Below are 26948 nucleotides of genomic sequence, written 5' to 3'. Positions count from 1 at the left end.
TGCAAAAACAGAAGAAGATTTTAATGGTTTGAAGGAAATTGGCAAAATTATTGCTTCCATTAGAGATGAATTGGTACGAAGGACAATTCCTGGCATAACGACCAAAGAACTTGATGATATAGCCGGAGAACTTTTAGAAAAAGCAGGTGCAGTGTCAGCTCCAAAAGGTGTATATGATTTTCCTGGCTATACCTGCATTAGTCTTAATGAAGAAGTGGCACATGGTATTCCGGGTCATCGGGTTATTCATGAAGGGGATTTAGTAAATATAGATGTATCTGCTTCAAAGAACGGTTATTTTGCAGATACAGGAATCTCATTTGTGGTAGGAGAAGGAGAAGAAGTATTAACGAAAATATGCGACGTTGCTAAAAAGGCATTTGAAGCAGGTCTTAAGAAAGCAAAACCCGGTTCTAAAAAAAGTAGAATCGGAAAAGCAGTATTCGAAACAGCGAGACAACATGGATTCACTGTTATCAAAAACCTTACAGGACATGGTGTTGGACGTAGAATACACGAAGCACCTGACCATATTTGTAATTATTATGATCCATGGGACAATGAAATATTAAAGGAAGGGATGGTTATCGCATTCGAACCATTTATCTCAACCTTTGAAGAAGAAGTGCTCCAAAAAGAAGACGGTTGGACCTATGCTACAGAAAAAAGCTATGTAGCTCAATTGGAACATACTATTATCCTTACTAAAGATGGTCCGATTATTGTCACACTTTAATTCAAGCGAGGATTCGATGGGTGTATCCCACATCAACCCACTTAAATAAGGGAGTTGCTTTGGCAGCTCTTTTTCTTATGAGCTAAAGGGGCAGGATAGTTGAAGAAGAAACAATTTGAATAGTAGATAAAAAACAACCCAATAACCATAAATCGGGTTGTTTTTTTTGTTGACACAAGACTTATCCTAATGTTAGGGTAAAAAAGTACTAAGTTTAGGATAAATAATATTAGGCTAAAGGGAGAGAAAATAAATGACTGTTTTATCAATTATTCTTCAAAGCATATTAGGATTAGGATTCCTAATGTTTGGATTTATGAAGTTCGGTTCAAAGCAAATGGTGGATGAATTTGGGCGTTATGGGTATCCAGGAGGTTTTAGGATATTTACAGGTCTGGTCGAAGTTATTGGAGCAGTACTAGTTATCTCAGGTATTTGGAATGATAAGTTAGCTGCGTGGGGTGGTTTATTTATTGTTGGGACAATGCTTGGGGCAATTTTCACACACATCAAAATTAAAGATTCTGTAAGCAAAATGATGATGCCGATTGTTTTATTAATTCTTGGATTAATTGTATTACTTATAAATTTTGGCTCATTGCTTTAATTATTAACATAAAGGAGGAATGAGAATGGATATTAAAATTATTAAACCACAGGATATCAGGCGTTTGGGCAGTTTGATGGCGGTAAAATAATAGAACAAAAACCCATTGGCTTTTCTGGAGAAGGGTCACTAATAAATAGGCTAGGACCATTATTTTACTGGGCATGGGCAAAATCTGAGGGCGAAGGTGGTATTGGTTTTCATCCTCATCAAGGTTTTGAGATATTAAGCTACAACATTAAGGGGAGAGGTCGTCACCAAGATACGCTTGGTACGATTAGTGAAGTAGGTGCTGGTGGTGTTCAGGTGATGCAAACCGGCTCAGGTGTGCAACATGCCGAATCTCTTCTTGAGCCGTCAGAAGGGTTTCAAATTTGGTTCGAGCCGCACTTAAGCAAAGCCATAAAGCGAACACCCGCTTACTCAAAATACGTGCATGAAGATTTCCCAATCACTTCGGAAAACGGTGTAATGATTAAGACGATATTAGGTGAACATTCACCAATCAATCTCGTGACAGATGCCAAAATGTACGATGTTGAACTTGGAAATGGTGCAACCTATAATTATGCTCTTTCACCTAATCGGGCACTAGCTGGTTTAGCTCTTAGAGGTAATGGCGGTGTTATTGATGAATTGGAGGTTTCATTTGATAATAAGGATTTCATCATTATTCAATCAGAGAAAGTTGAAAGCTTTACCATTCAGCCTAAAGGTGAAGAATTTCGGATGCTGCTAATAGAAATTCCAGTTGAAGTTGATTATCCTTTATACAGAAAACCAAGATAGCCTAAATTGAATTTTAAAAATTATTGTAATAGGAGGTTCGGTGAATGTATCAAGGAGATGAACAAAGTCAGTTGGATTTGAGGTTGTTACGTGTTTGGCTGAAAGCTTCCCAAGCTGTTTCTGAAAACGTACTGAAAGATATTGAAAGTCATAATATTAGTAGGGAAAATTTTATGATTCTTGAATTGCTTTACAGTAAAGGTCCGCATCCGGTCCAAAAGATCAGTGAGACGTTCTCTATTCCAAGTGGAAGTATCACCTATGTCGTAGATAAGTTAGAAAAGAAAGGGTTTGTAGAAAGACAACCAAACCCTAATGATAGAAGGGCTTCTAATGTCGTCATAACGGAAGAAGGAAAAGCACTTTTTGACAAGATTTTCCCAAAACACGTTGCAACAATCTCAGAAAATGTTTCATTCATTACTAACGAAGAGAAAGAACAATTAATTTATTTATTAAAGAAAATAGGAATAGGGGCACAAAGTTTATAAGACCCATTACTAACTAAAGGTTCTCTTGAGGATCTTTAATTTTAATAAAAAAAATACGAGCGAAATTTAATTCACTCGTATTTTTTTAAAACGATAGCTGCATTATGACCTCCAAAACCGAATGAATTGGATAGACCAATACTTATTTCCACTTTACGAGCAACACCTGGTACATAATCTAAATCACATAATGAATCAGGCTTTTCTAAGTTGATGGTTGGAGGAATAATTCCTTCCTTTAAACTTTTTGCCAAGGCAATTGCTTCCACGCCTCCTGCTGCTCCTAACATGTGACCAAGCATAGATTTATTAGCTGTTATTGGGATTTGATAAGCTTTTGATTCAAATAGTTTTTTAATGGCCAGTGTTTCAGATCGATCTCCCACTTCTGTACTTGTTGCATGAGCGCTAATAACATCAATCTCTTCAGGAGAAACTTTTGCATTTTTCAAAGCCATTTTCATTGCAAGATAGGCTCCTTTACCTTCTGGGTGTGTAGCTACCATATGATAGGCATCAGAACTCGCACCATACCCAATGACTTCCGCATAAATTTTTGCATCTCTTTGTAAAGCGTGAGACAAAGATTCCAAGATTAAAATTCCTGCTCCTTCTGACATGACAAACCCATCTCGATTTACATCAAAAGGACGGCTAGCCTTAGCTGGATTATCATTTCTCGTTGATAATGCTGTAGCATTACCAAAACTAGCTAAAGATAAATCTGTTATAGCTGCCTCTGCTCCTCCTGCAAAAACGGCATCTGCTTCTCCAAAGCGAATAAGTCTGAATGCCTCACCAATAGCTGTATTTCCGATCGCACAAGCAGAAACAGGTGACATAGTAGGTCCCATTGCGTTCCACTTGATACTAATTTGGGCTGCGGCAGCATTTGAAATCATGGCAGGTACCAGGGTTGGACTAACTCGTCTTGGACCTTTTTCTCGAAGAGTATCCACATTATCAATCAATGTTTCAATTCCTCCTATCCCCGAACCAACATATACGCCAAGTCTTTCAAGATTGATATCATCAATATCTAAATTAGAATCAGTCCAGGCTTGTTCAGCAGCAGCCAAAGCAAATTGAGAAAAGCGATCTAGACGTCGGGCTTCATTTTTTCCTAAAATATCATCTGCATTAAAATCACGAATAATTCCTGCAATTTTTGCTTTATGATTGCTTACGTCGAATGTATCAATAGAGGAAATGCCCGATTTCCCTTCAGTCAGATTTCTCCAAAATTTATCTACGCTGTTTCCAATAGGAGAGACTACTCCCATTCCGGTAATAACGACTCTTTCCATTTTTCATCACTCCAAATGAATAGTATAGTTGTATTATACTTCGGGATTATCCTATTACAAGTGAGTGTTTATCCTGGTATAATAACTACTAAGTTAAATGTTATGATGGAGGTTTTAGAAATGGATGATAAAAACAGACTTGAAGCTTTGTCTTCATTTTTAAAAACGAAGCGATCCCAAATAAAGCCTGAATCTATCGGTATACCTGCTGGTACACGGAGAAGAACACCTGGCTTACGAAGAGAAGAAGTTGCACATTTGGCTGGAGTTAGTACTACTTGGTATACGTGGCTGGAGCAAGGTCGGGATATAAAGGTCTCTACAAGCGTATTGGATTGCATATCTACAGCTCTTCAATTAAATAATGATGAACGAGAGTATCTATATGATTTAGCTTTAGAAGTGAAATCACCCATTATTGATCGAAAGAAGGATCAGCCAAAACTTAGTCCTTCTTTGGAAAGAATTTTAGCTGAGTTGATGTACTGTCCTACTATCATTACAGATCGACATTGTCATATTGTAGGCTGGAACAATGCTGCAGCACATGTATTTTTAGATTTTGAACAACTCCCGGATGATCAACGAAATTTGATCCATCTAGTATTTACAAGAAAAGAATTAAAAGCATTAGCTGTGAATTGGGAGCATTTTGTTAAGGGGTTTCTTTCCATTTTCCGTGCCTATTATGGTCACTACTTAGGTGATGAATGGTATAACCTATTTATTAAAGAAATGAGTAATTCTCACCCGGAATTTCAGTCTTTATGGCAAGAAAGTCAAGTGAGTAAAGCTCCAGAAATGATGATTGAATTTAGACATGCTAAAGCCGGAAAGATGTTGTTTAATTTAACTTCTCTTAAAGTCCAGGGGGACATGGACTTAAGGTGCAGTATCTATACACCAGTTGATGGAACAGCTACAGAAGATAAATTAAAACGATTAATGAAGAAAATCTCCATTGAAAGCTCATAAACCAGCAAATTTACTGTGCCGAAAAATGCCAACTAAGGTGTTTTTTCTTCTTAAGCTAACGGGGGTAGCTTAAGATCGGAACTGTCTTTAAGGCAGTTTTTTTTATGGAACTAAAGGGGAAGGTTATAAAGTTACCCAGTAGGAAGACCCCCACACAATAAGATTTGAAAAGTTGATTTTGGAACTTAAATATCCCGAGCAGACTTTTGGAACGAAATTGGACAGAACAGAGTGGCCGACTATAGGCTGCTCTTTTTTTTGATCTCATTTTTCGGAAAGCTTGTATGAAGATGTACGAGCAAATTAAAAATGCTTTGACCTGTCTACACCCACCTCATTTTGTTTTGGGTGAACAAGTTAGAAAGAGCGGATTGCTTGAACTTGGAAAAAATGTAGATTATCCTCCTGAAGTTACACATGGTCATCTACAAGAAGCTGTCCATTTTGCGGAGGCTGCAGCAAATATGGATCGTCAATTCAGTCAGTTCAATAATATGGGGATGGACACCTTCTTGAGAGGGTGTCTTTTTTATTTGAAAATAAATGTTGAGTTTCTTTACTCAGCGCGTTGATTTAGTAATCTAGCAATTACATTCAACGTTATTTTAATAGAATTATGGTCCTACTATTAAGAACCTTCCTATCTTTGGCGAATATCTTATAATTACAAGGAGGTTTTTTTAAATGGCGGATTTATACGCAAATTTTGCAGAGCTACAAGCTAATGAAACATACGGTATAGACTATTCTATTACTGTACAAAAACATCCGACTAGTGATATTACGGTGTTTACACCACATGGTGGAGGTATTGAGGTTGGCACATCAGAAGCGGTAATTGCGTCCGCAAAAGACATTGCTAATCTATACCTGTTAGAAGGTTTAAAATCTAGCAACAATGACACCCTTCATATTACCAGTGCCAACTTCGATGAGCCTCAAGCCGTGCAACTGATTACATCTAAAGCGCGAGCAATCTCCCTTCACGGATATTATGACCCAGATAACCAAACCATTCTATTAGGCGGTTTAGATACAGAATGGCGTGATATTTTTTTAAAAAAATTTACCAGAGCAGGTTTTAACACCGTTATCGCCAACTCCACGACAGGATATCAAGGAATCGAACCAACCAATATCGTGAATAGATGCTCTTCAGGTGCCGGAGTCCAGTTAGAACTTAGCACCGCCTTACGTAAAGCCTTTTTCCAAAACGGTGATTGGTCCATAGCAAACCGCATAAACACTACAAAGACCTTTGATAAGTTTATCCAAGTCATCCGTAGTGTTATCTACTAAGTAAGCCCTGCTTGGACAGTTCAGCAAAGCCATATCCAGTGTTTTTTCTCCAATTGTATAAATTATCTATAATATTTGATTGAATTTTAAACGTGCTTAATTAAGTTGATAGTCTAAAAGATTCGTTTTGCTTGTTTGAAGTTTGTATTTCTACCCAAAGACTTACATTAGATTTAGAAGGATAGTAAAAACCTTCTAAACCCTCTATAAAATCCTCTAGGATTTCAAATGTTTTAGGAGCTGTTCCTGATGCAGTAAATTCTCACCAGATACTGCAACAAGGTACTTAAAAAGCCCTAATGCAGGATTTCAATTTGAAACAAATACCTCAGTTTTAGTTCCACCGGAATTCATATGGTCAAGTACCTTGCTACGTGCTAGTAAAACTGCTGAAATTTTTTATCCAATGCTATCAAATGTCGAGTAGCATTCTTAGACGAGTTAGGAGAGGTGTAAGATATGGAGAGTAAATTTGATTTTACGTTACGAGCTCAAAATGTACTTTCCTATATTAGAGAAAACAGTGCAAATTATAAAAGAATTGCTGTTGTTTCCCATGGAGGCATGATTACAAAATTGATTGAAGGTTTTCTTTAATTACCACCCGAAATTAATGATGTGTGGTTCAATTCTAATAATACAGGTACATCTTCTTGAGTATACCGAACATCCATATAAAACTTATTAGATTTTTAAACAGTGCCACGCATTTGAATTAACTTATGGGCGCGCTAATAACCACTTTTCTTTGATTTTTAAGTAAAGGGAGCCCAATTTCTAGAAACTGGGCTTTTATTAGGGATATCGATAACGTGGTAAACCCACATTTTCCTTTAACCCTACTAGGATTATTCATTTTCCAAATTTGTAAGTATAAAAAGGCAGCCACCTTACATAATGGCTAATTTTGCAACTTATTAATTTATCGCGAAGTAAGCTTTATAACTGAATCGATAATTTCATCCCAGTCTTCACTATGAATCTCATGTCCTGATCCATCAAGGGTCACTAATTCAGCATGAGGGATGGCTTTTGCAAGAGCAAGCCCGTGCTCGTACGGCAAGGCTGGATCTTCTGTGCCATGAATGATGAGGGCAGGTACGGATATCTGACCCATTCTATCAAAATATTCATCTCCGCCAGCAAGGATGGCATGATTAAATCTGCTTGGTAGCTGTTTGGCGCGGTCCGCCTCTCTTTTTGCCAGTTTATACATTCTTTCCTGCTCATAAGGTTTGGAACCGGCTAAAGTTTTCCATCCATCTGCAAGAAAAGCGATAGCCGCCTCCCTATTTGACCAATCCATGGAAGCACTCTTTGCATGGTGATCCAATATGCTCTGGTCCATTGGAGGCAGTTTTTCCATTACAGTCCCGAACACACTTGATGCAATTAACGTAAGCGTGTTTACGCGTTCCGGATATCTCAAGGCAAGAATCTGGCCGATCATACCGCCTAGCGACATTCCGACGATAGAAGCCCGCTCTATGGAATAAGCATCCAGGACACCCGCGGCATCGTCAGCCATGTCCGTTATTGTATAGTTGGAGGTACCCGGTTCATAAATGACCGATCGTCCGAGATCCCGATGATCGTACCGAATGACAAACCTCCCCGAATCAGCTAGGCGGAGACAGAAGTCCTCATCCCACCAGTCTAATGAAGACATTGCCCCCATGATCAAAAGCACAGCAGGGTCCTTTGGGTTTCCAAAACTTTCTGTACATATATCCACGTTATTTATTTTCAGTATCTGTTCACTCATGTTCTTTACCTCCGTATTAAATATTATCTAATAGCCGTTACTATGGCGAAGATCAATAAATACTTCCCGGAGCATATGATTGGCCTGCCCCTTAATTATCGCAGTCTAACCCACTTAATAATCATGACAAGGCCTCCTTTTGTATTTGTAAAATGGGAAATATCCCTATATTACTGTAACATGTGCGAATTCTTTATACCACCAAATTTTTCCACAATTCCATGAAGACAGAAAAGCCCGAATAAAGAGCACCTTTTTGGTGTCGTTTTATTCGGGCTATATTTCGTTTGTAGATGCATTTTCGACTTATTGTGCTGTATATCCGCCATCTAACACGACTGCCTGGCCTGTGATGCCCCGTGCTTTGTCGCTTGCGAGGAAAATGGCGTAGTCGGCAATTTCACTTACATCAAGTAAGCGGTTTTGTGGGACAAGTGGATAGATGACCTCTTCCAAAACGCTTTCTAATGGTACTTGTCTTGTTTTCGCCAGATCCTCCAGTTGACCGCGGACGAGTGGTGTGTCTACGTATCCCGGGCAAAGGGCATTGACGGTTATGCCAAAAGAGGCGCTTTCCAAGGCGGCGACTTTCGTTAATCCGATTACACCGTGTTTTGCACTATTGTATGCTGCTTTGTTGGCAAATCCAATCAGACCGTTAATGGAAGAGATGTTGATGATTCTGCCGAAGCCTTGTTCTTTCATGATCGGCAAAACGTTCTTAATTGAAATGAATGGGGCGGTCAGCATGATTTTGATCATCAGTTCGAATTTTTCAGTTGGAAACTCTTCAATTGGGGCAACATGCTGAAGGCCGGCGTTATTGATGAAAATGTCTATTCGTCCGTATTTGTCTTTAGCTTGTTTGATTAGCTGGATAATATCTTCTTCACTTGTTACGTCTGCCTTTAGGCCGATAACTTCCAAGCCTTTGTTCCTTAGGTCTAAAGCAGCTTTTTCAACTGTGTTTTGATCAAGGTCAGACAAAACGACCTTTGCGCCATTTTCAGCGAATATCTTTCCAATCTCAAAACCGATTCCTCTAGCAGATCCGGTAATTATCGCCACTTTATCTTTAACCATATTACATTCCTCCAATAAAAAATGTAATGGTCCAGGTCTGTCATTTTATATAGTAAGCAGGGAATATTTCACAAGGTAAGCTCAATCGGAAATATAAAGGGAAGGTTATAAAAATATGGTTTAGGTTAATGAGTAAGAGTCTATCATGATTTTCTGGATAAAAAAAGAATTTTATTTCCCCTTATCGTTGGCATAAATATTGCATATATAAAAAGGTGAGTAAATACAGGTAATTGAAACGGAAAGGGGAAGCTGGATGATTAAAAAAGTTGCCATTATCGGTTCAGGTGTAATGGGAAGTGGGATCGCACAGTCATTTGCAGTAAGCGGGTATCTGGTGACCATTAACGATATAAAGGAAGAGTTGCTATATCATGCCCAAAATCGAATTTCTGAGAATCTATCACTGCTCATTGAGGAAGGGGTTTTGACTGATCAGGAAAAGCAAGCCGCTTTAGCGAATATTACATACAGTGTAGATTTGAAAGGGGCAGTAAGGGATGCTGATTTTATCATTGAGGCCATTCCGGAAGTCATCGAGCTGAAGTTAAATCTATATGAGCAAATGGAGGAAATGATCAAACCGGATGCCATTGTTGCTTCAAATACATCGACCTTTCCGATTTCTCAATTGATGGGGAAGGCCTCATTTGCGGACAGAATGGTCATCACGCATTTCTTTAATCCTGGCCATTTGGTTCCATTGGTTGAAATTGTTCAGCATGACGAAACAAAGCCGGAAATCGTCAAGGCAACAATGGATTTAATGCGTAAAATCGGCAAGTCTCCGATTCTCTTGAAAAAAGAAATAGCAGGATTCATTGCCAATCGTCTCCAGACTGCCTTGATGCGGGAAGCCTTTTATCTATTAAAAGAGGGCGTTGCCGATGCTGAGGATATCGATACAGCGATAACGGCTGGACCAGGTTTTCGATGGGCATTTACTGGGCCGATCGAGATTGCTGATTTTGGCGGACTGGATACATGGCAGCGCGTTTTCGATAATGTTTCACCAGTATTGGATCAGAGTAAGGAAGCCCCTGATATGATTCGTGATTTGGTTGCTAAGGGAAAGCTTGGGATGAAGTCGGGAGAAGGGATTTTTACGTATGAAGAATCTACTGTTTCCCAGAAAATCAATGAGAGGGACCGTCATTTTATTAAACTGGGAAAATTAAAAATGGAGAAGGAGGAAGTATTATGAGAGAAGTAGTGATTGTAGGGGCAGCAAGAACACCAGTTGGTGCGTTTGGGGGCAGTCTTGCCAATGTTTCAGCGGTTGAATTGGGAGTTGTTGCAGCAAAGGAAGCGATTAAGCGGGCAAATATCTCGGCTGATATGATCGATGAGGTATTGATTGGGAATATTCTATCTGCTGGTTTAGGGCAAAATGTGGCACGTCAGGTTGCGATTCATGCAGGGATTCCGGAAACAACGCCGGCCATGGCCATTAATAAGCTTTGCGGATCTGGCCTCCGTACGGTAATAATGGGAGCACAATTCATTGCCCTTGGTGATGCTGATGTGATTCTCGCCGGGGGGATTGAAAGCATGAGCAATGCTCCGTATTTACTTCCAAATTATCGTTTTGGACAGAAAATGGGTAATGCCGAAGCAGTCGATTCCATGACATATGACGCCTTAACGGATGTTTTTAATCAATATCATATGGGCGTGACTGCGGAGAATATCGCCGAGCAGTGGGAAATCAGCCGTGAAAAGCAGGACGAATTTGCTTTAGAGAGCCAAAGAAAGGCTGAAAAGGCACAGCTTGAAGGACGATTTGCAGATGAAATTGTACCTGTTGAATATAAACGCAGAGGAAAGACGATCTTGGTGGACCAAGATGAACACCCGCGTCATGGGCTGACGATTGACCAGCTAGCGAAGCTGCGTCCTGCTTTTAAGGAAAATGGAACGGTTACGGCAGGAAATGCATCCGGAATCAATGATGGGGGTGCGATGTTAGTCCTAATGTCTAAGGAAAAAGCGGACGAGCTAGGACTGGAAACGTTAGCAACAATTAAGTCATATGCAAACGCTGCGCTTGATCCGAAAATCATGGGTTACGGTCCAGTGCCTGCGACAAGAAAAGCTTTGGCAAAAGCTGGATTGACAATAGATGATATTGATTTGATGGAAGTGAACGAGGCCTTTGCGGCACAGTCACTCGCTGTGCTTAAGGACCTTGAACTGAAACCGGAGAAAGTGAATGTAAATGGCGGGGCGATTGCTCTGGGTCATCCTGTAGGTGCTTCCGGTGCCCGGATTTTAGTGACTTTATTGTATGAAATGAAACTTAGGGATGCAAAAATAGGCCTTGCTACCTTATGTATCGGTGGCGGACAGGGAACTGCGCTGATTGTGGAACGGTAATGACTTGGCCCCATTTTCCTATGATATAATGGAGGAAACTTCAGACGGGTTAAGGAGAATAGGAATGGTCAGCGATAATAAAACTGTTCAATTCGAATTAGTGAAAGCGATATTGGAAGAATTGCCTTTTGGTGTTTTGGTAATGAAAAACGAAACAGAAATCGTTCTCTGCAATCGCGTATTATCCGAGGCTTTTGCGGAGAATCAATTTGATCTGCAAATAAATTTGATTTTAGAAAAAAACCTTGTACCAGCCGTAAATACTCCGATTCGTTTGAACGGTAATAATGGGATTATCAGAAAAGCAATCGTTCAAATGGGTGATGAGGAATATCAGATTTATCTCCTATTGTTTACAAATAATAAAAGTGATTTTCTTAATGTCGATAATCATGAAGAACTGCTGTTTAAGGATATTATCGAATTTGCCTATGACGGCTTGGTGATGGTCGATACGGAAGGGTATGTCCAAATGCTGAGCCACGCTTATGCGGATTTTCTTGGCGTCGAACAGGAAAGCTCAATAGGGAAACATGTAACGGAGGTCATTGAAAACACCCGTATGCATGTGGTCGCCAAAACCGGCAAGCAAGAGGTCGCTGAATTACAGAAAATTAAAGATAATTATATAATTGCGACCCGCTCCCCGATAAGGAAACAAGGGAAATTGATAGGGGCGGTCGGTAAGATTCTTTTTAAGAATGTCGGGCAATTTACCGCTCTTTCCAAACGGATAAATTCACTAGAAGTTGAGCTGAAAAAGTACAAAGGCGATTTTCGCGAGAGGAATAAGGCCTCATATACGTTTGATCATCTGATGGGGAGAAGTCCTGCTTTCATGGAAGTAAAAGGTCAAGCCAAAATTGCCGCTAAAAGCGACTCAAATGTGTTGATTTTGGGCGAAAGCGGAACAGGGAAGGAGCTGTTTGCCCATTCCATCCATAATGACAGCAGAAGGGCCATGGGTGTATTTGTCAAAGTGAACTGTGCGGCCATCCCGGCAGAGCTGCTGGAGTCAGAACTATTCGGCTATGAAGAGGGTTCTTTCACTGGTGCAAAAAAAGGCGGAAAAGCAGGTAAGTTCGAAGCGGCTGAAGGCGGAACGATTTTTCTCGATGAAATCGGTGAGCTGCCACTGCATATGCAGGTGAAGCTGCTCCGTGTTTTACAAGAAAAAGAGATTGAGAGGGTCGGTTCGACGGGAAGCATTCCGATTGATGTACGGGTAATCGCTGCAACAAACCGTAATCTGGAGGAAATGGTCTCGAAAGGGGAATTCCGACTTGATATGTATTACCGGCTGAAGGTCTTACAAATCCAGGTTCCTTCCTTGAGGGAGCGACCAGAGGACATTGAAATACTGGTAAATCATTTTGTTGAAAAGTACCAGAACCTCATGAAAAAACGCGTAACGGGGATGAGTGATCAAGCATTACGGCTGCTTCGCCTTTATAAATGGCCGGGTAATATTCGTGAGCTGGAGAATATCATTGAACGTGCAATGAATATTGTTGAAGAAGGGGAAATGATACGTTCCAAGCAACTCCCTAAAGAAATAACGGGTCATAAAGAGTCAGTTTCAATCCGCACTTTAGCTGAAGTGATGGATGAAACCGAACGGGCTGCAATCGTTTCATGTTTGGAAATGACTTCTGGTAATAAATCAGAAACGGCAAAGAGACTCGGTGTAAGCCGAACAACACTGTATGAAAAAATGAATAAATTTGGTTTATGACTGTTGAAAAGTATCCTTTTGCCAAAGGATACTATCTAAATTTTTAATAAAGTAGATTGGAACGAGTGTGCGAGACTCCTGCGGGAAAGCAAGTGCCTTACGTTCCACGTAACGTTCAATTTATACAAACCCTAAAATAACCGTAGACAAACTCAAGTATTATCGAGTTTATCTACAATCTGAAGTGCCCTTTAGCCAAAGGGCACTTTTTAATACTTTTTAACCACCTCTTAAGAATAGACACACATTTGTGACTATTTTACTCTAGTGATATGTGAGTGTGTCAAGAAATCCGTACATAAAATGAGAGGAAATTTAAATGTTGTAAGAAAAGGCTTACACTTTTTTGAAGTTTATACTTATGTGTATTGAAACCTTGACAGTTTTAACGGATTTAAGCTTTTAAAAGGGAAATAAAATGTTTGAAAAGGCTTTAAAAGTTGAGGTTTTTCCATTTAATTTAAGTTGGCACAAGAATTGCTTGATTACTTTAGTGAATGGCCTATCTGTCATTTTATATGGTGTTACCACGTAAAATGAAAAGGGATTTAGTAATTCAACAGATTGTTGAAAGCGTTCTCAATAATTGGGAAGCACTTAGTAAGATCATTCAGCTTGACTTGGGGAAGGCAGGCTTGGATGGTAAAAGCGGAAAAATTAAAAATGTGGAATTTAGGAGATTAATGTTTCTACTAATAGGCTTCCGAAATAATTTTGGGGCAAGGGGAGAAAAGAAAAGGGGGAATAGTATTGGTGATTCAAATTTTAGCCATCGTTGTGGCGCTGGGACTTTTAATCTTTTTAGCCTACCGGGGCTATCCGGTCATTATCATAGCGCCGCTTGTTACGTTATTGGCGGTCATTTTATCTGGTGGTCATTTGCTGCCGAGTTATACAGAGACATATATGACGTTTGCTGCTAACTATATAAAAGCGTTTTTTCCGATATTTTTACTAGGGGCGGTATTTGGAAAAGTCATGGAAATGAGCGGTGCAGCAGCATCCATTGCCAAGACCATCGTAAAATCACTAGGCTCAAAGCAGGCCATTCTTGCTGTAGTGCTGGCCTGTTCGGCGCTTACATATGGCGGGGTTTCACTGTTTGTAGTGGCATTCGCCGTTTATCCATTTGCAGCGGCAATTTTTAAAGAAGCAGACATTCCAAAGAGATTATTGCCAGGAACGATAGCATTAGGCGCTTTCACTTATACGATGGATGCTCTTCCTGGAACACCTCAGATTCAAAATATCATTCCAACGAATTATTTCGGAACAGATACCTATGCTGCTCCGTTAATGGGGATTATTGGCGCGATCATGGTATTCACTGGAGGAATGCTCTGGTTAGAACGTCGCCGCAGGCAAGCGGTGGCAAATGGTGAAGGCTACGGGGAAGGACATATTAATGAACCAGAAAGTGCAGAACAGCAAAACCTGCCTAACTTTTGGCTGTCCATCGTACCGCTCATCCTTGTCGTCGCGTTTAATTTTGCCTTCAGCCGCAGTGCCATTTCGGTTAAGCACTGGTATGATGCATCGATGCTGAAGGAAACTTTCAACATTGCCGATGTAAGCACAGTCACTTCATCCTGGTCTTTGATTGTTGCATTGACAATCGGTATTATTGCAGCGATGCTTCTGAATGTTGGACGTATCAAGGTCAAATTGGCAAGTGGATTAACAGCTGCGGCAATGGGGTCATTGCTTGCCATATTCAATACTGCATCTGAAGTTGGTTTTGGGAATGTGGTGAAAACACTTCCTGGATTCTCGGTCATTCAAAACTGGGTGTTCGATGCAAGCGGTAATCCGCTCGTATCTGAAGCAATCGCCGTCAATGTGCTGGCGGGGATTACCGGATCTGCATCCGGTGGACTTTCGATTGCGTTAGAAGTAATGGGAAGTCACTATTTGCAGGTGGCCCAAAGTGTCGGAATCACCCCGGAAATGCTTCATCGAATTGCATCGATGGCATCTGGCGGGATGGATACGCTGCCGCATAATGGTGCCGTCATTACCTTGCTTGCTATTACTGGACTGACACATCGTCAATCTTACAAGGATATCTTTGCGATTACGGTTTTGAAAACAGTGACCGTGTTCATCATAGCTTTTGCAACTTCACTGTTTATTTAATAGAATAGTATTAAGAATGGAGATGATGGAAAATGAGTAAATTATTAACATCTTTTGATAGCGCTATTCAACAAATCGAGGATGGAGCAACCATTATCGTTGGCGGGTTCGGATTAAGCGGAATACCAGAAAAACTAATCATTGCTTTGCGTAACAAAGGTGTAAAGGATTTGACGATTGTCAGCAACAATTGTGGAGTCGACGATTGGGGGCTGGGTCTTTTGCTTGAAAATAAACAAATCAAAAAAATGATCGCTTCTTATGTAGGGGAAAATAAGTTATTTGAACAGCAATTCTTAAGTGGCGAACTGGAGGTCGAGCTAGTTCCCCAAGGAACGCTGGCCGAGCGCTTAAGAGCGGGCGGAGCGGGAATTCCTGCCTTTTATACAGCTACAGGAGTAGGAACGGAAGTCGCAAAAGGTAAAGAACATAAAGAGTTTGATGGCCGCACATACATTATGGAAAAAGGAATAGTCGGAGATTTTGCCTTTGTAAAAGCCTGGAAAGCAGATCATTTCGGTAATCTTGTATATCGAAAAACGGCAAGGAATTTTAACCCTGTCGTTGCCACAGCAGGGAAAGTCACGCTTGTCGAAGTGGAGGAGCTCGTGGACACTGGAGAGCTCGATCCGGATGAAATTCATACTTCAGGGGTTTATGTACAGAAAGTGCTTGTAGGAAATGACTATGAAAAACGAATTGAAAGACTTACAACCGCTAACGCATAAAAAGGAGGAGTATTCGAATGACTAGACAACTGATTTTAGAACGGGCCGTTAAAGAAATCCAAGATGGTATGTGTGTGAATTTAGGGATTGGAATGCCGACCTTGATTGCCAACATGATTCCAAATGACTTTAATGTTATGCTTCAATCGGAAAATGGTTTACTGGGAATCGGGCCTTATCCGCAAAAGGATGAAGTCGATCCGGACCTGATTAATGCTGGAAAAGAAACAGTGACGGCAAAATCAGGGGCATCATTTTTTGATAGCGCTGAATCGTTCGCGATGATCCGCGGCGGCCACATCGATCTAGCCATTTTAGGCGGGATGGAAGTTTCCGAGAATGGGGACTTAGCAAACTGGATGATTCCAGGGAAGATGGTAAAAGGAATGGGCGGAGCGATGGACCTCGTCCAAGGCGCAAAACGAATTGTTGTCATTATGGACCATGTGAACAAGCATGGGGAATCCAAAGTGAAAAAGAATTGTACATTGCCATTGACAGGAGAAAAGGTCGTCCATTGCCTGATTACCGAACTGGCTGTTTTTCAATTTACAGAAGCTGGCATGGAATTGATTGAATTGCAAAATGGCATCACACTTGATGAAGTGAAAAGTAAAACAGAGGCTGACTTTACAATAAGCCCCTCTATTGAAATTAGAGCATAAGTTAAAGAGATTAATAAAATAATTCATTATTAGGCTACTTTCATTCGCAAACGGGCGAACGGAAGCAGTCTATTTTTTTGTGGTATTTTAGGGGGAATTCCCTTTCTATAGTGAGGAAACAACAGGCGGCGAAAGGGTATCTGAATTTTTAAAATAAAGTTGATTGGAACAGAAGGTACGAGACTCCTGCGGGAAAAGCGCTTCCAAGGGAGACCCCGCGTTAGGGCCGCCCGCGGAAAGAGAGTGCCCTACGTTCCAATCAACATTCATATTTTAACAAACCCTCAAAAAAAAACATTCACAGGTTTTATTACTTTTTATATGGATGAAATCATTATTAGCTTGAAGTAATTTGCGACAAATCCTGCCGAATAAATGGCTAGCCGAGACCCCACAGACGCTTGTCAGACAGTCGGCGGAAAGGGAGCGGATTTCTGAAATCGACTGGAACGTTTGTTAAATAACCTATTACTTCCATTCTCTAATAAATGAGAACAAAATTTCCCAACCATGCTACTTTTCCATTAAAAAGGCTTATATAAAGTCTGAAAGGGAACGGCTTACGGAACTTAATAGGGGGGATTACATTGACGGTGGCATTACGAACGTTATTGGATCGATCAGTGAAAAAGATGGGCAAAGGGATGAATCCTGTTGTGAAGGCTTCAGCATTGGAAATGATTGAACGTGCTTATAATGAAGGGATTTATGTACAGATAAGTGCGGGTTATCGTTCTTTGGAAGAACAAGCTTCGCTTTACGGTCAAGGACGGGTTTATATTTACAATGGAAAAAACTATAGTAATCTAGCTAAGCCCATTGTGACAAACGCTAAGCCAGGCCAATCCTATCATAATTATGGACTGGCTATTGATTTCTTCATTGTGAGTGATGATGGCAAGAAAGCGATATGGACAGTGAACTCAAAATGGCAGCGTGTGGCTGCCATAGGTAAAGAGTTAGGATTTATCTGGGGCGGGGATTGGACTTCATTCAGGGATTATCCCCACTTGGAGATGACGGGCGGGTTATCCTATAAACAGTTACAAGCAGGAAAAAAACCTCTTATTACTTCTCCAAAGACCAGCAAAGGTGATGGCCATATAATTTCCATACAAAAAACGATAAATAGCCGATATAAAACGGCTATTGCCGTAGATGGCGTTTATGGTCCCAAAACCCGCTCGGCCCTTATAAAAGGTTTACAAGCGGAACTGAATAAGCAATTCAATAAAAAGCTAGTTGTCGATGGAAAATGGGGACCTAAAACCAAGACTGCGGTCGTCACTATAAAAAAAGGAGCTAGCTGCAATATCACATGGATCCTGCAGGCAGCACTTTATATGGAAGGGTTTGACCCCGGTCCCCTTGATGCAATATTCGGGGAAAATACCGAGATGGCATTATATAAATACCAAAAGGCAAAAAAGATTACTGCAGATAAGCAAGCAGGTAAAGAAACATGGAATGGATTGTTTGCTTGATAGCGAATGAGAACAGTATTGTGTAAATTTTGTATGAATGAAAAGATGGTAGAAGTCTATTGTTTATTCGAGAGATTTTTTTAGTTTTCCTTTAAATATTAATTTAATTTTTGAGCAAATAAAAGAGACTACTTATTGTGGCCCAAACCGTAAAAAAACATGGTCTGAACCTTAGAGTGGGATCTGAACTTTTTCTTAATATAGGTGATTCTCACTTTTTTTCGATTGGACATGGGTTTTGCCAAGTTTTCTACTTTCTTGTGATTACTGACAACTAAAGCCTGCAGGGACAATTTGTTTATCCCCGAAGGGTCATCTCAGAGCCATAAGCCGCATTAAATGAAAAGCAATGAGTTTCTTTCGCTCATATTTAGAACTATAATTTACGCCAATATACATTTTGTACCGCAATCCAAAGTCTATTTCTTTAACTCATCACTTTTCCTTTTCGACGGTGTAATTCATATCAAAAAGACCATGTATCCACTAAATAATAATTAGAGAAAAAAATAATATCGATATATAAGTTATAAATTTTTCTATTTGAATGTAGACAACCATTAATATGAGTTAATTTGGCTTTGACTTCAAATACTTCTCAAAGTAATTGCCTATATTATTAATTTTTTTGAAAATTGAAATGTTAATTTTTTCATCAAAAGGTATTTACATCCCATTATATTAGGTCTATTGTATTATTTATTAGATAATTAAAAGGACTTAAGGGGCTGTTTAATGAAAAAAGTTATTCTAATCTTTATTTCATTTGGTATTTTTGTAGGAGTTTTCTATTTTAGTATTTCAAGATATTCCAAGGAAGAACTTGTTCTGCATAAGGTTCAAAAGGATGAGTGGGACAAAAAACAACATATCCCATGGGGGATAAATATAGTAGGTAATTCTAGAAGTGGCGATGTAGATAAAAAAATAAAAGTTGCTATTTTAGATAGTGGGATTAATAAGAATCATAAAGATTTGGAAGGGAAGGTAGTAAAAGAATTTAGTTCTATAGGACCATCTTTCTCTTATGAAGATAATTTAGGGCACGGTACAGCAATTGCAGGTATTATAACAGCGAATGACAACAAATTTGGTGTTATTGGAGTTACACAAAGTGTTGAGGTTTATTCAGCTAAGGTAATTAAAGATGATGGGAAAATTGATAAAAAAGACTTCATTAATGGCCTTGAATGGGCGATCACTCAGAATGTGGACGTAATTAATTTGAGCCTTGGATTTCAATCTGACTTTCCAGAATTAAGAAGCTTAATAGCTGATGCCTTAAATAAGGGAGTTATCCTCATCGCTGCAAGTGGAAACACTTATGGTTTAAATGCTCAATTCCCTGCTAGATATGATGATGTCATCTCTGTAGGAATGATTAACGAAGAAAAAAAATCTACAAAGTTTTCAGCTATCGGTAAAATTGATTTCGTTGGTCCCGGAGAAAATATTTTGTCTCTTAATAATATTGGTGGATACTCATATAACGAAGGTTCGTCTTATTCAACTGCTTATGTAACAGGAGTAGTTGCGGAATATCTTTCGAGACAAAATCTTACTAAGGATAAGAGTATCCACTTAAAAGTGTATGAATATTTAAAAAAGTCATCCCTAAAGGTGAATGGTGATAAAAATACTGTGGGATATGGTTTGCCCACTATACAAAACATGTAAGGAGATTTTATATGAATAAGAAGAGTTTAAATAAAATTATCATCTTATTAGTATTTTCAATGATTGTTAGCCTACTTCCGGTTAATCACCCAAAAGCAGAAGAGCACTTACTGAAAACTTCTGTAAAAGAGAATGTAATTGGAGAGGCACTAGAAGATGAGTTATCCGAAGAGAACATTTCAGTGGAAAACTTTGAAATAACTACGGATGGACTTGTTTTGGAAACTTCATTAGAAAATGCAGAAGGGCAAACTTCTAAAGTAACTGTCGAAGTAGAACCAGGTGCAGACCATATATCATTATTTACGGAAGAATTAAATGAAACTGGTGATAAGGTCTTAAAGGAATATACAGCAAATATTGAGGATATTAAATACGAAGAGGAAAGTGAAGAATTGGAAGCAATTATTGAAGATGTTGAAACTGGAAAACTTTTCAACTATAATTCTGAAGAAGGCGTACCGTCATTGGTTTTCTTAATACCAATTGGACTCGCTATGTCACCTGCTGTTCTAACTGCTTTGTTTCATACAGGTGCTATGATAATTGTTGGTGGAACAGCCTTTGTAATTGCTACTCAAGCCAAAAAATCCAAGAGTTATTATCATTTTGCTGCAAGTGTTAAAAAGGGTGGAGTATATATTGGTAAGGGCTTATCAAAGTCTCAGGCAGTTGCTAGAATAAAGTCGAAGAATGATACGTGGTCTACTTCTAGTAATCAAGCAAAAGGTGTTGCGTCTTCGGCTAATAAGAATGGAAAACCAATAAATGAGGTTGACAAACTTAATGGTAAACCTAAAAAAGGTTATTACTGGCATTGGCACCCTTATAAGCGAGCTCCGAAAGCTCATGCTTTTTACGGTGGACCCGTCAAATAAACGCAGGGGGTAAACAATGAACAATTACGAAAAGTTATATAAACAATACCTATATAGGCAAGATGAATTATCGTTAACTAAGGAACAAGTCGTTGACCGTATTTTTTCTAAATTTAAAGCCAGAGAATTTTCAAAAAAAGAAGTACTAGATTTAGTCAATGATGACCAATTAGAATACTCTAAGATTTTCACGTGTCTTGTTATAGATGATCCATCGGTGTTAAATAAACTGTTTTCAAACGAAGAAAGACGATACCACAAGGAACAAGTCCTGGATAATCACAAAAATCCGATTAATGAGAAAAAAATAAAAAAAATCGAATGGGATTACAACCATTTACTATTAGATGAACAAGAAGGTAGAAGAATCGATATATTCTTCGAAAGCAAAGATGGCAAATACATTTCGGAGTTTATTGTAAGAGACCAGTGTGAGAAATTGAATGGTTATTTAAATGCGTTGATTGTAGGTTCACTTATTCAAAGGGGCGTCGCAGAGTATCCAACTGACATTTCAGATGAGTATTTTCAATATTACTTAAAAAATTTAGAACAATTTGGATTCTTGAATTAATAATTATCGTGTTTACTTAATTAATAACTCAAGCGTTTTCCAAGAAATCAAACAAAAAAGAGCTAAAAAGATATTTAAATGCCCAGTCTCCCTTATTTATAGAGAGAGTGGGCTTTTGTCACTCTATTGAATGGACTTCTATGTTTGTAATTAAAAATTTTGACAAACTTTTAACTGGTTGAGTTTAATTCAATACAATCCAAATTTCTTTCATTTACTACTATCCTAAGGGTAATGGGGCCATTGTCAGATAAGTTCCAAGCACCAATCATTGCAACGCATAAAGCTCCCTGGAGGGTATTCGAATTCACATTCGGAGGTAAGCTTGAAGTCAAGCTTGCGACAAATTGCATTTGACGCTTCATTATGGATTGAGGGGAATGCGTGAATGTACTTGTATTTTCGTTCGGCTTTTATTTTCTCTATCAGTGCCTTCACTGCATGGGAAGCAATCCCTTTTCCCTGAAATGAAGGGAGGACACTCCAACCGATTTCGTACACATTTTCATCGTTCCACACTGTTTGCCAGTAGCCAACGGAACCGGCTGCCTCTGCCTCTGGAAACGAGTTGATGCTAAACATGCATCCCTTCTCCCCAATCTGCAGATACCGTTGATGGCGTTTCAGGATTTGTTCATTACCTTCAGGTCCGCCAAGATATTCCATCATTTCTGGGGCATTTAGTTGAAAAAGTAATTCCAGGTCTTTATCTTCCCACGGTTTAATTTCTATTTTCGTTTCTTTTCTTCGTTCTGAAATCTGAATCACCCCTATATTTTATATTTTCTTATATAACCTTCTTGGCTTAATGCGAGATTCCTTTTTTTGACCTTATTATTCTATTGCCTTTATGTTGAAGTTTTAATCTTATAAGAATAAAGGGATGAATGCTTCCCATTAAATGCTATAATTTACAGGTGATTCTATCAAATGACAGAGAACGGAGATGAAGAAATGAAATCTTCAGTAAATCAGTTTTCCACTCAATTTGAATGGATATTGAATGTGATTAATGTGGGCGTCCATATCGTGAATAAGGATGGGGATACGGTATTCTATAATGAAATGATGGCACATATTGACGGGCTTGATCGTGAACAGGTGCTGGGGGAGAATATTTTTCAGCTTTATCCTTCATTGACTGATGAATCCAGTACGCTGCATGTAGCATTGGAAAAAGGCGATGAAACGATTGAGTCCATTCAGACATATGTCAATTTAAAGGAGAAAAAAATAACGTCCATCAATAGTACGTATCCTTTGTATGAGGATGGTGTAATTATTGGGGCAGTGGAAATCGCAAAGGATATTACGAAGGTCATGAATATGTACGACCAAATTGTCGATTTGCGTTCCCAGCTGGCCGAGACCCATAAGAAAAATAAGTTTTCTGAAGGGACGGCGACCTATCATTTTAGTGATTTGATCGGTACTAGCCCTGCTTTTCAGCAAGCCATATCATTGGCGAAAAAAGCGGCCCGTACACATTCCCCAGTCATGATTTATGGACCTACAGGGACAGGGAAAGAATTGGTCGCTCAAAGTATACATAATGTAAGTGCTCATAGAAATCAGCCTTTCATCGCGCAAAATTGTGCGGCTGTACCAAAGGAATTGATGGAGGGGCTTCTGTTCGGCACGACGAAAGGGGCTTTTACCGGAGCAATGGATCGTATGGGCATTTTTGAACAGGCAAATGGCGGGACCCTTTTCCTTGATGAGCTGAATAGCCTCGACCTCGGTCTGCAGGCAAAATTGCTGCGGGTGCTTCAGGAAGGCGAGGTGCGCCGTGTTGGGGGTTCGAAGGAGCAAAAGGTTAATTTGAAGATCATTGCTGCGATGAACATTTCTCCAGAAGAGGCGTTGGAGCGGGGAATCATTCGCTCGGATTTATTTTTTCGCCTGAATGTTGTGACGATCCAAATGCCTTCACTTCTGGAGCGTAAAACGGATATTCCGGAAATCGTCAATCACTTTATTCAAAAATTCAACAAATCATTTTTTACGGAAGTGCGCGGGATCAGTCATAAGGCGATGCAGCGGCTTCTTCAATATCCATGGCCCGGGAACATTCGTGAACTGGGACATGCCATCGAGTTAACCTTTAATGTCATGGACGCAGGGGAAGATATGATTGATGAACATCATCTTCCTGCCTATCTTTTTCCTTCTGGAAATTACGCTGCATCAAATGCGCAGAACCATCCTACCCCATTGAAAAATAAGATTGATTTACCTGTCGTTCTTGAAGAAATGGAAAGGGAAATGATCATCAATATGTTTGAGAAATATAACGGGAATATCAGCAAAACGGCTGAAGCCCTCAATATTAAAAGACAGGGACTGCAATATAAGTTAAATAAGTATGGCATTGAAAAAGTTTATTCGGCAGGATCGAAGGAATCGAAATAAATTGAGATTTTTTGAAAACGCTGTCACTTCCTTAAAGATGATGTACCTTGAAGAGGGCTCTCGTGTGTCGAGGCCCTCATTTTTTGAATTTTCTGCTTAGTGCAAATAATCTGGCTGCAAAAAATTATGCGTAATGAAAAATATCTTGCGGTTTTAAGGTAGGTTTACCCCCTTTTACTTACGTTTTCCTTGATTTGAATGTTGGCATCATTCTTGCGAGTATATATTTATAAGTTCTTAGAATAAGGGGAGGTAATTTTAAATGAATTTGATGGGAATTGATGTAAAAAATAAAGAATACCTTGGTGGACGCAGGCATTATAATGATATCGAATTGTGGAAGGACGTAACGGAAGAGCAGTGGAATGATTGGATCTGGCAATTGACCAATACGATTAAAACACTGGATGATTTGAAAAAGGTCGTCAATTTGACACCGGATGAAGAGGAAGGAGTCCGGATTTCGACTCAAACGATTCCATTGAACATTACGCCTTATTATGCATCTTTGATGAATCCTGATGATCCTCGCTGTCCTATTCGTTTACAGTCGGTACCGCTTTCGGCAGAAATGAACAAGACTAGATATGATTTGGAGGATCCGCTGCATGAGGATGAGGATTCCCCTGTTCCAGGATTGACACATCGTTATCCGGATCGCGTTCTATTCCTTGTGACGAACCAATGCTCCATGTACTGCCGGTATTGTACACGACGCCGTTTTTCAGGTCAGGTAGGCATGGGTGTTCCCAAGAAGCAGCTGGATGGGGCGATTGAATATATCCGGAATACCCCGGAAGTAAGGGACGTGTTGATCTCTGGAGGAGACGGCCTGTTGATCAATGATAAGATCCTTGAATACGTATTGAGTAACTTACGTGCCATCCCGCATGTGGAAATCATTCGGATCGGCACACGTGCACCGGTCGTTTTCCCGCAGAGGATTACAGAAAATTTATGCAATATTCTGAAGAAATACCATCCGATTTGGTTAAATACACATTTCAATCATTCACTTGAACTGACGGATGAAGCGAAAAAAGCATGTGACATGCTGTCGATGGCAGGGGTGCCGCTTGGTAATCAGGCTGTTATCCTGGCTGGTATCAACGATAGTGTACATATCATGAAAAAGCTTATGCATGACTGTGTTAAAGCAAGGGTAAGGCCTTATTACATTTATCAATGTGATCTATCTGAAGGGATCGGGCATTTCAGGGCGCCGGTTTCAAAAGGACTGGAAATCATTGAAGCGCTGCGCGGCCATACATCAGGATATGCGGTGCCAACCTTTGTGGTGGATGCACCTGGCGGAGGCGGAAAGATTGCCTTGACTCCGAATTACCTGCTTTCTCAAAGTCCGGATAAAGTCGTTTTACGGAACTTTGAAGGAGTGATCACAAGTTATCCGGAGCCGAAGAATTATGTTGCCGGCAGTGCGGATGCTTACTTTGATGAAGTGTATGGTACTGAGGACAGGAAAGAAGCTGTCGGGATTTCCGCTCTCATGACGGACGAGAAATTCAACTTGGTGCCAGAGGGCCTTCGCCGTCTTGATAAGAGAAAAGCGTATGAAAGCACTGGTGAACATGCATCATTGAAGGATCGCCGTGATAAACGGGACGAAATGAAGGAAAAATTAAGGAAAGCCCAAGAAAAAAAGAACGCCTTGGTCGGAAGCGGCTCGGTGAATTCTGAAGGCAAGGGGGAATAAAGATGGATTGCCTCTGGTGTAATGCCCCTAACGTAGAAGAAAGCGAAAAGAAGGATTGTTACTGGATCATGCCTGATGGGAAACGCTCAATAAGGGTCCTTCAAGTTCCAGCCTTGAACTGTCCGGAATGTGGAATCTATGTGTCTGATTCGATGAATCAAAAGGTTGATGAAGCCTTATCCATATATGATGTGAGTGAATACCCTGATGAGTTTACGTATGATCAGCTTCTTCAGGCACCCGTTAAGAAATTATTCAATTGGAAATAGAATGCCGGGAGAAGCGGATGATATGCATCTCTTCTCCCGAATTCTTTAAATAAGGGGGATACATAATGCCTGTTCAAAAACTGCCTTTTTTCACCCAGGTGGAGACTGGGGAATGTTATACGATGGAGCTCTATCATGATCATTCCAATCAGCGCTTGCGCATGGATGATTATCGGGGAGATATCAAAAAAGCAATTGCTCGGGCGCTTGTCATCGCAAAGGAGCAGGGCTTTACTAAAGTGATACTTAAAGCCAGGAATGAAGATTTATCTGTGGCATTGGGTCAAGGATTCATGCTGGAAGGAATATTGAGCAGGTATTTCAAAGGGAATGATGCCTATTGCATGGCTTTCTATTTAACGGATGAAAGGCGAACAAGCGATTTTTGGATCAAGGAAGATAAAGTCATCCAAGATGTCAGTCAGATTCCTAGACTGATTGAATCCCAGCAAATGCCTGAGAATTACATCCTACGGTTTGCTACGGAGGAAGATGCACAAGAGCTGGCGAATTTATATGGTGCCATCTTTGAAACCTATCCTACACCGATGAATGATGAGCGATATATCAAGAAAGTGATGGAGGAAGGTACGATCTTCAGTGTTATCGAATATGAAGGAACCATCGTGAGCGCTGCATCCGCGGAAGTGAATGAGATGTATCATAATGCTGAATTAACAGACTGTGCAACAATCCCCCATCATCGAAAGCATGGTTTCATGAAGGTGCTCATCTCTGCATTGGAACAAGAATTGATCAGGAAAAATATATATTGTTCATATTCATTGGCACGATCATTGTCAATGGGCATGAATGCCGTCTTTCACCAGCTGGGATATGAATATGGCGGCAGATTAACGAAGAATTGCAATATTTGGGATAAGTATGAGGACATGAATATTTGGGGTAAAGATTTATCCGTCAAATAGGAGGATTGTTTCTATGGCTAAGTACACATGGGTTGATAAAGAAACCTGCATTGCGTGCGGGGCATGCGGTTCAACAGGTCCTGAAATTTATGACTATGACGATCAAGGGATCGCTTTCGTGATCTTGGACGATAATCAGGGGATTGCCGAAGTTCCGGAGATCCTGCATGATGACATGCAGGATGCAATGGAAGGCTGCCCTACAGAATCCATCCTGATTCAGGATGAACCTTTTAGCTGGTAAACTTGGTTTCTTATAATTTTTTCAAATTAGGAACTTAATTGATTAATAGAAAAAATGTACAGTGGGTACAACGTT

At 39.9% G+C, this 26948-nt stretch carries 27 protein-coding genes; 23 read left to right on the top strand and 4 right to left on the bottom strand.

The genetic code is table 11. From position 1 onward, the window contains the following. The 4 genes from map to ACFX4L_RS11270 all read left to right on the top strand — a co-directional run. A partial coding sequence (gene map / locus ACFX4L_RS11285; RefSeq protein WP_377405171.1) for a type I methionyl aminopeptidase occupies nucleotides 1-736 on the top strand: 736 nt, incomplete at its 5' end. Between the two features lie 253 nt (nucleotides 737-989). Beyond that, the gene (locus ACFX4L_RS11280) at nucleotides 990-1343 is read left to right on the top strand and encodes a DoxX family protein (RefSeq protein ID WP_081108899.1); all 354 of its coding nucleotides are present in this window, start codon (nucleotides 990-992) and stop codon (nucleotides 1341-1343) included. 87 nt (nucleotides 1344-1430) lie between these two features. Beyond that, nucleotides 1431-2132 (top strand): pirin family protein, encoded by a 702-nt coding sequence (locus ACFX4L_RS11275; protein ID WP_377405184.1) that lies wholly within the window; start codon nucleotides 1431-1433, stop codon nucleotides 2130-2132. A 44-nt stretch (nucleotides 2133-2176) separates the two neighbouring features. After that, nucleotides 2177-2623 carry a MarR family winged helix-turn-helix transcriptional regulator gene (locus ACFX4L_RS11270; RefSeq protein WP_377387582.1) on the top strand — a complete coding sequence of 149 codons (447 nt, stop codon included), beginning with the start codon at nucleotides 2177-2179 and terminating at the stop codon, nucleotides 2621-2623. A 71-nt stretch (nucleotides 2624-2694) separates the two neighbouring features. Here the strand turns inward: ACFX4L_RS11270 and fabF are convergent, their stop codons facing one another. Then, a complete protein-coding gene (gene fabF / locus ACFX4L_RS11265) occupies nucleotides 2695-3930 on the bottom strand; it encodes a beta-ketoacyl-ACP synthase II (protein ID WP_377405167.1) in 1236 nt (411 codons plus the stop codon). Nucleotides 3931-4050: 120 nt separating this feature from the next. Between fabF and ACFX4L_RS11260 the strand changes: the two genes are divergently transcribed. The 4 genes from ACFX4L_RS11260 (at nucleotide 4051) to ACFX4L_RS11245 (ending at nucleotide 6801) form a co-directional block, all read left to right on the top strand. Next, nucleotides 4051-4905: a helix-turn-helix transcriptional regulator gene (locus ACFX4L_RS11260; RefSeq protein ID WP_061464629.1), complete on the top strand. Its 855-nt coding sequence runs from the start codon at nucleotides 4051-4053 to the stop codon at nucleotides 4903-4905. Nucleotides 4906-5189: 284 nt separating this feature from the next. Beyond that, nucleotides 5190-5477: a hypothetical protein gene (locus tag ACFX4L_RS11255; RefSeq protein WP_284469833.1), complete on the top strand. Its 288-nt coding sequence runs from the start codon at nucleotides 5190-5192 to the stop codon at nucleotides 5475-5477. Between the two features lie 112 nt (nucleotides 5478-5589). Then, the gene (locus ACFX4L_RS11250) at nucleotides 5590-6204 is read left to right on the top strand and encodes a poly-gamma-glutamate hydrolase family protein (protein ID WP_284469834.1); all 615 of its coding nucleotides are present in this window, start codon (nucleotides 5590-5592) and stop codon (nucleotides 6202-6204) included. Nucleotides 6205-6663: 459 nt separating this feature from the next. Further along, nucleotides 6664-6801: a histidine phosphatase family protein gene (locus ACFX4L_RS11245; RefSeq protein WP_284469835.1), complete on the top strand. Its 138-nt coding sequence runs from the start codon at nucleotides 6664-6666 to the stop codon at nucleotides 6799-6801. 325 nt (nucleotides 6802-7126) lie between these two features. Here ACFX4L_RS11245 and mleCBF read toward each other — a convergent pair whose 3' ends face one another. Together mleCBF and ACFX4L_RS11235 are read right to left on the bottom strand one after the other, a co-directional pair. Next, complete coding sequence (mleCBF, locus tag ACFX4L_RS11240) at nucleotides 7127-7969, bottom strand: CBF family alpha/beta fold macrolide esterase (protein ID WP_377405163.1); 843 nt, start codon at nucleotides 7967-7969, stop codon at nucleotides 7127-7129. A 306-nt stretch (nucleotides 7970-8275) separates the two neighbouring features. Continuing rightward, nucleotides 8276-9052, bottom strand: coding sequence for a 3-hydroxybutyrate dehydrogenase (locus tag ACFX4L_RS11235; RefSeq protein WP_061464627.1), 777 nt, complete (start codon nucleotides 9050-9052; stop codon nucleotides 8276-8278). A 256-nt stretch (nucleotides 9053-9308) separates the two neighbouring features. Between ACFX4L_RS11235 and ACFX4L_RS11230 the strand changes: the two genes are divergently transcribed. From ACFX4L_RS11230 to ACFX4L_RS11185, 10 genes are all read left to right on the top strand, one after another. After that, nucleotides 9309-10256: a 3-hydroxyacyl-CoA dehydrogenase family protein gene (locus tag ACFX4L_RS11230; RefSeq protein ID WP_377405160.1), complete on the top strand. Its 948-nt coding sequence runs from the start codon at nucleotides 9309-9311 to the stop codon at nucleotides 10254-10256. Beyond that, complete coding sequence (locus ACFX4L_RS11225) at nucleotides 10253-11428, top strand: acetyl-CoA C-acetyltransferase (RefSeq protein WP_377405157.1); 1176 nt, start codon at nucleotides 10253-10255, stop codon at nucleotides 11426-11428. The genes ACFX4L_RS11230 and ACFX4L_RS11225 overlap by 4 nt, the downstream gene beginning before the upstream one ends. A gap of 64 nt (nucleotides 11429-11492) precedes the next feature. Then, nucleotides 11493-13163, top strand: a complete 1671-nt coding sequence (locus tag ACFX4L_RS11220) for a sigma-54 interaction domain-containing protein (RefSeq protein WP_377384649.1) — start codon at nucleotides 11493-11495, stop codon at nucleotides 13161-13163. A gap of 750 nt (nucleotides 13164-13913) precedes the next feature. After that, on the top strand, nucleotides 13914-15299 hold the full coding sequence (locus ACFX4L_RS11215) for a GntP family permease (protein ID WP_061464624.1): 1386 nt from the start codon (nucleotides 13914-13916) through the stop codon (nucleotides 15297-15299). Nucleotides 15300-15331: 32 nt separating this feature from the next. Beyond that, nucleotides 15332-16027, top strand: coding sequence for a CoA transferase subunit A (locus ACFX4L_RS11210; RefSeq protein WP_377405154.1), 696 nt, complete (start codon nucleotides 15332-15334; stop codon nucleotides 16025-16027). Between the two features lie 17 nt (nucleotides 16028-16044). Continuing rightward, a complete protein-coding gene (locus ACFX4L_RS11205; protein WP_185147818.1) occupies nucleotides 16045-16692 on the top strand; it encodes a 3-oxoacid CoA-transferase subunit B in 648 nt (215 codons plus the stop codon). A 593-nt stretch (nucleotides 16693-17285) separates the two neighbouring features. Next, nucleotides 17286-18176: a M15 family metallopeptidase gene (locus tag ACFX4L_RS11200; protein ID WP_317779001.1), complete on the top strand. Its 891-nt coding sequence runs from the start codon at nucleotides 17286-17288 to the stop codon at nucleotides 18174-18176. 735 nt (nucleotides 18177-18911) lie between these two features. Then, complete coding sequence (locus tag ACFX4L_RS11195; RefSeq protein ID WP_377384653.1) at nucleotides 18912-19853, top strand: S8 family peptidase; 942 nt, start codon at nucleotides 18912-18914, stop codon at nucleotides 19851-19853. A gap of 11 nt (nucleotides 19854-19864) precedes the next feature. Beyond that, nucleotides 19865-20731 carry an SAR2788 family putative toxin gene (locus ACFX4L_RS11190; protein WP_317778875.1) on the top strand — a complete coding sequence of 289 codons (867 nt, stop codon included), beginning with the start codon at nucleotides 19865-19867 and terminating at the stop codon, nucleotides 20729-20731. A gap of 16 nt (nucleotides 20732-20747) precedes the next feature. Continuing rightward, nucleotides 20748-21305, top strand: a complete 558-nt coding sequence (locus ACFX4L_RS11185) for a hypothetical protein (RefSeq protein ID WP_317778876.1) — start codon at nucleotides 20748-20750, stop codon at nucleotides 21303-21305. 246 nt (nucleotides 21306-21551) lie between these two features. On the opposite strand, the gene ACFX4L_RS11180 is transcribed toward ACFX4L_RS11185, so the two are convergent. Then, nucleotides 21552-22064 carry a GNAT family N-acetyltransferase gene (locus ACFX4L_RS11180; protein WP_377405180.1) on the bottom strand — a complete coding sequence of 171 codons (513 nt, stop codon included), beginning with the start codon at nucleotides 22062-22064 and terminating at the stop codon, nucleotides 21552-21554. A gap of 171 nt (nucleotides 22065-22235) precedes the next feature. Between ACFX4L_RS11180 and ACFX4L_RS11175 the strand changes: the two genes are divergently transcribed. From ACFX4L_RS11175 to ACFX4L_RS11155, 5 genes are all read left to right on the top strand, one after another. Beyond that, complete coding sequence (locus ACFX4L_RS11175) at nucleotides 22236-23717, top strand: sigma-54 interaction domain-containing protein (protein WP_377405149.1); 1482 nt, start codon at nucleotides 22236-22238, stop codon at nucleotides 23715-23717. Nucleotides 23718-23988: 271 nt separating this feature from the next. Then, nucleotides 23989-25431 carry a lysine 2,3-aminomutase gene (kamA, locus tag ACFX4L_RS11170; protein WP_061466183.1) on the top strand — a complete coding sequence of 481 codons (1443 nt, stop codon included), beginning with the start codon at nucleotides 23989-23991 and terminating at the stop codon, nucleotides 25429-25431. Between the two features lie 2 nt (nucleotides 25432-25433). Beyond that, nucleotides 25434-25700 (top strand): YokU family protein, encoded by a 267-nt coding sequence (locus ACFX4L_RS11165; protein WP_089364105.1) that lies wholly within the window; start codon nucleotides 25434-25436, stop codon nucleotides 25698-25700. A gap of 65 nt (nucleotides 25701-25765) precedes the next feature. After that, entirely contained in the window at nucleotides 25766-26629 is an 864-nt protein-coding gene (gene ablB, locus ACFX4L_RS11160) for a putative beta-lysine N-acetyltransferase (RefSeq protein WP_284469843.1), read from the top strand. A 13-nt stretch (nucleotides 26630-26642) separates the two neighbouring features. Beyond that, nucleotides 26643-26873 (top strand): ferredoxin, encoded by a 231-nt coding sequence (locus tag ACFX4L_RS11155; RefSeq protein WP_061464616.1) that lies wholly within the window; start codon nucleotides 26643-26645, stop codon nucleotides 26871-26873. Nucleotides 26874-26948: the final 75 nt, after the last annotated feature.

It is taken from the genome of Peribacillus sp. YIM B13482 (genome assembly GCF_042787975.1).
Classification (GTDB): Bacteria; Bacillota; Bacilli; order Bacillales; family DSM-1321; genus Peribacillus; species Peribacillus simplex_A.
Note: the sequence above shows the minus strand (reverse complement) of the source record. Positions and strands in the feature narration are given on the sequence as shown.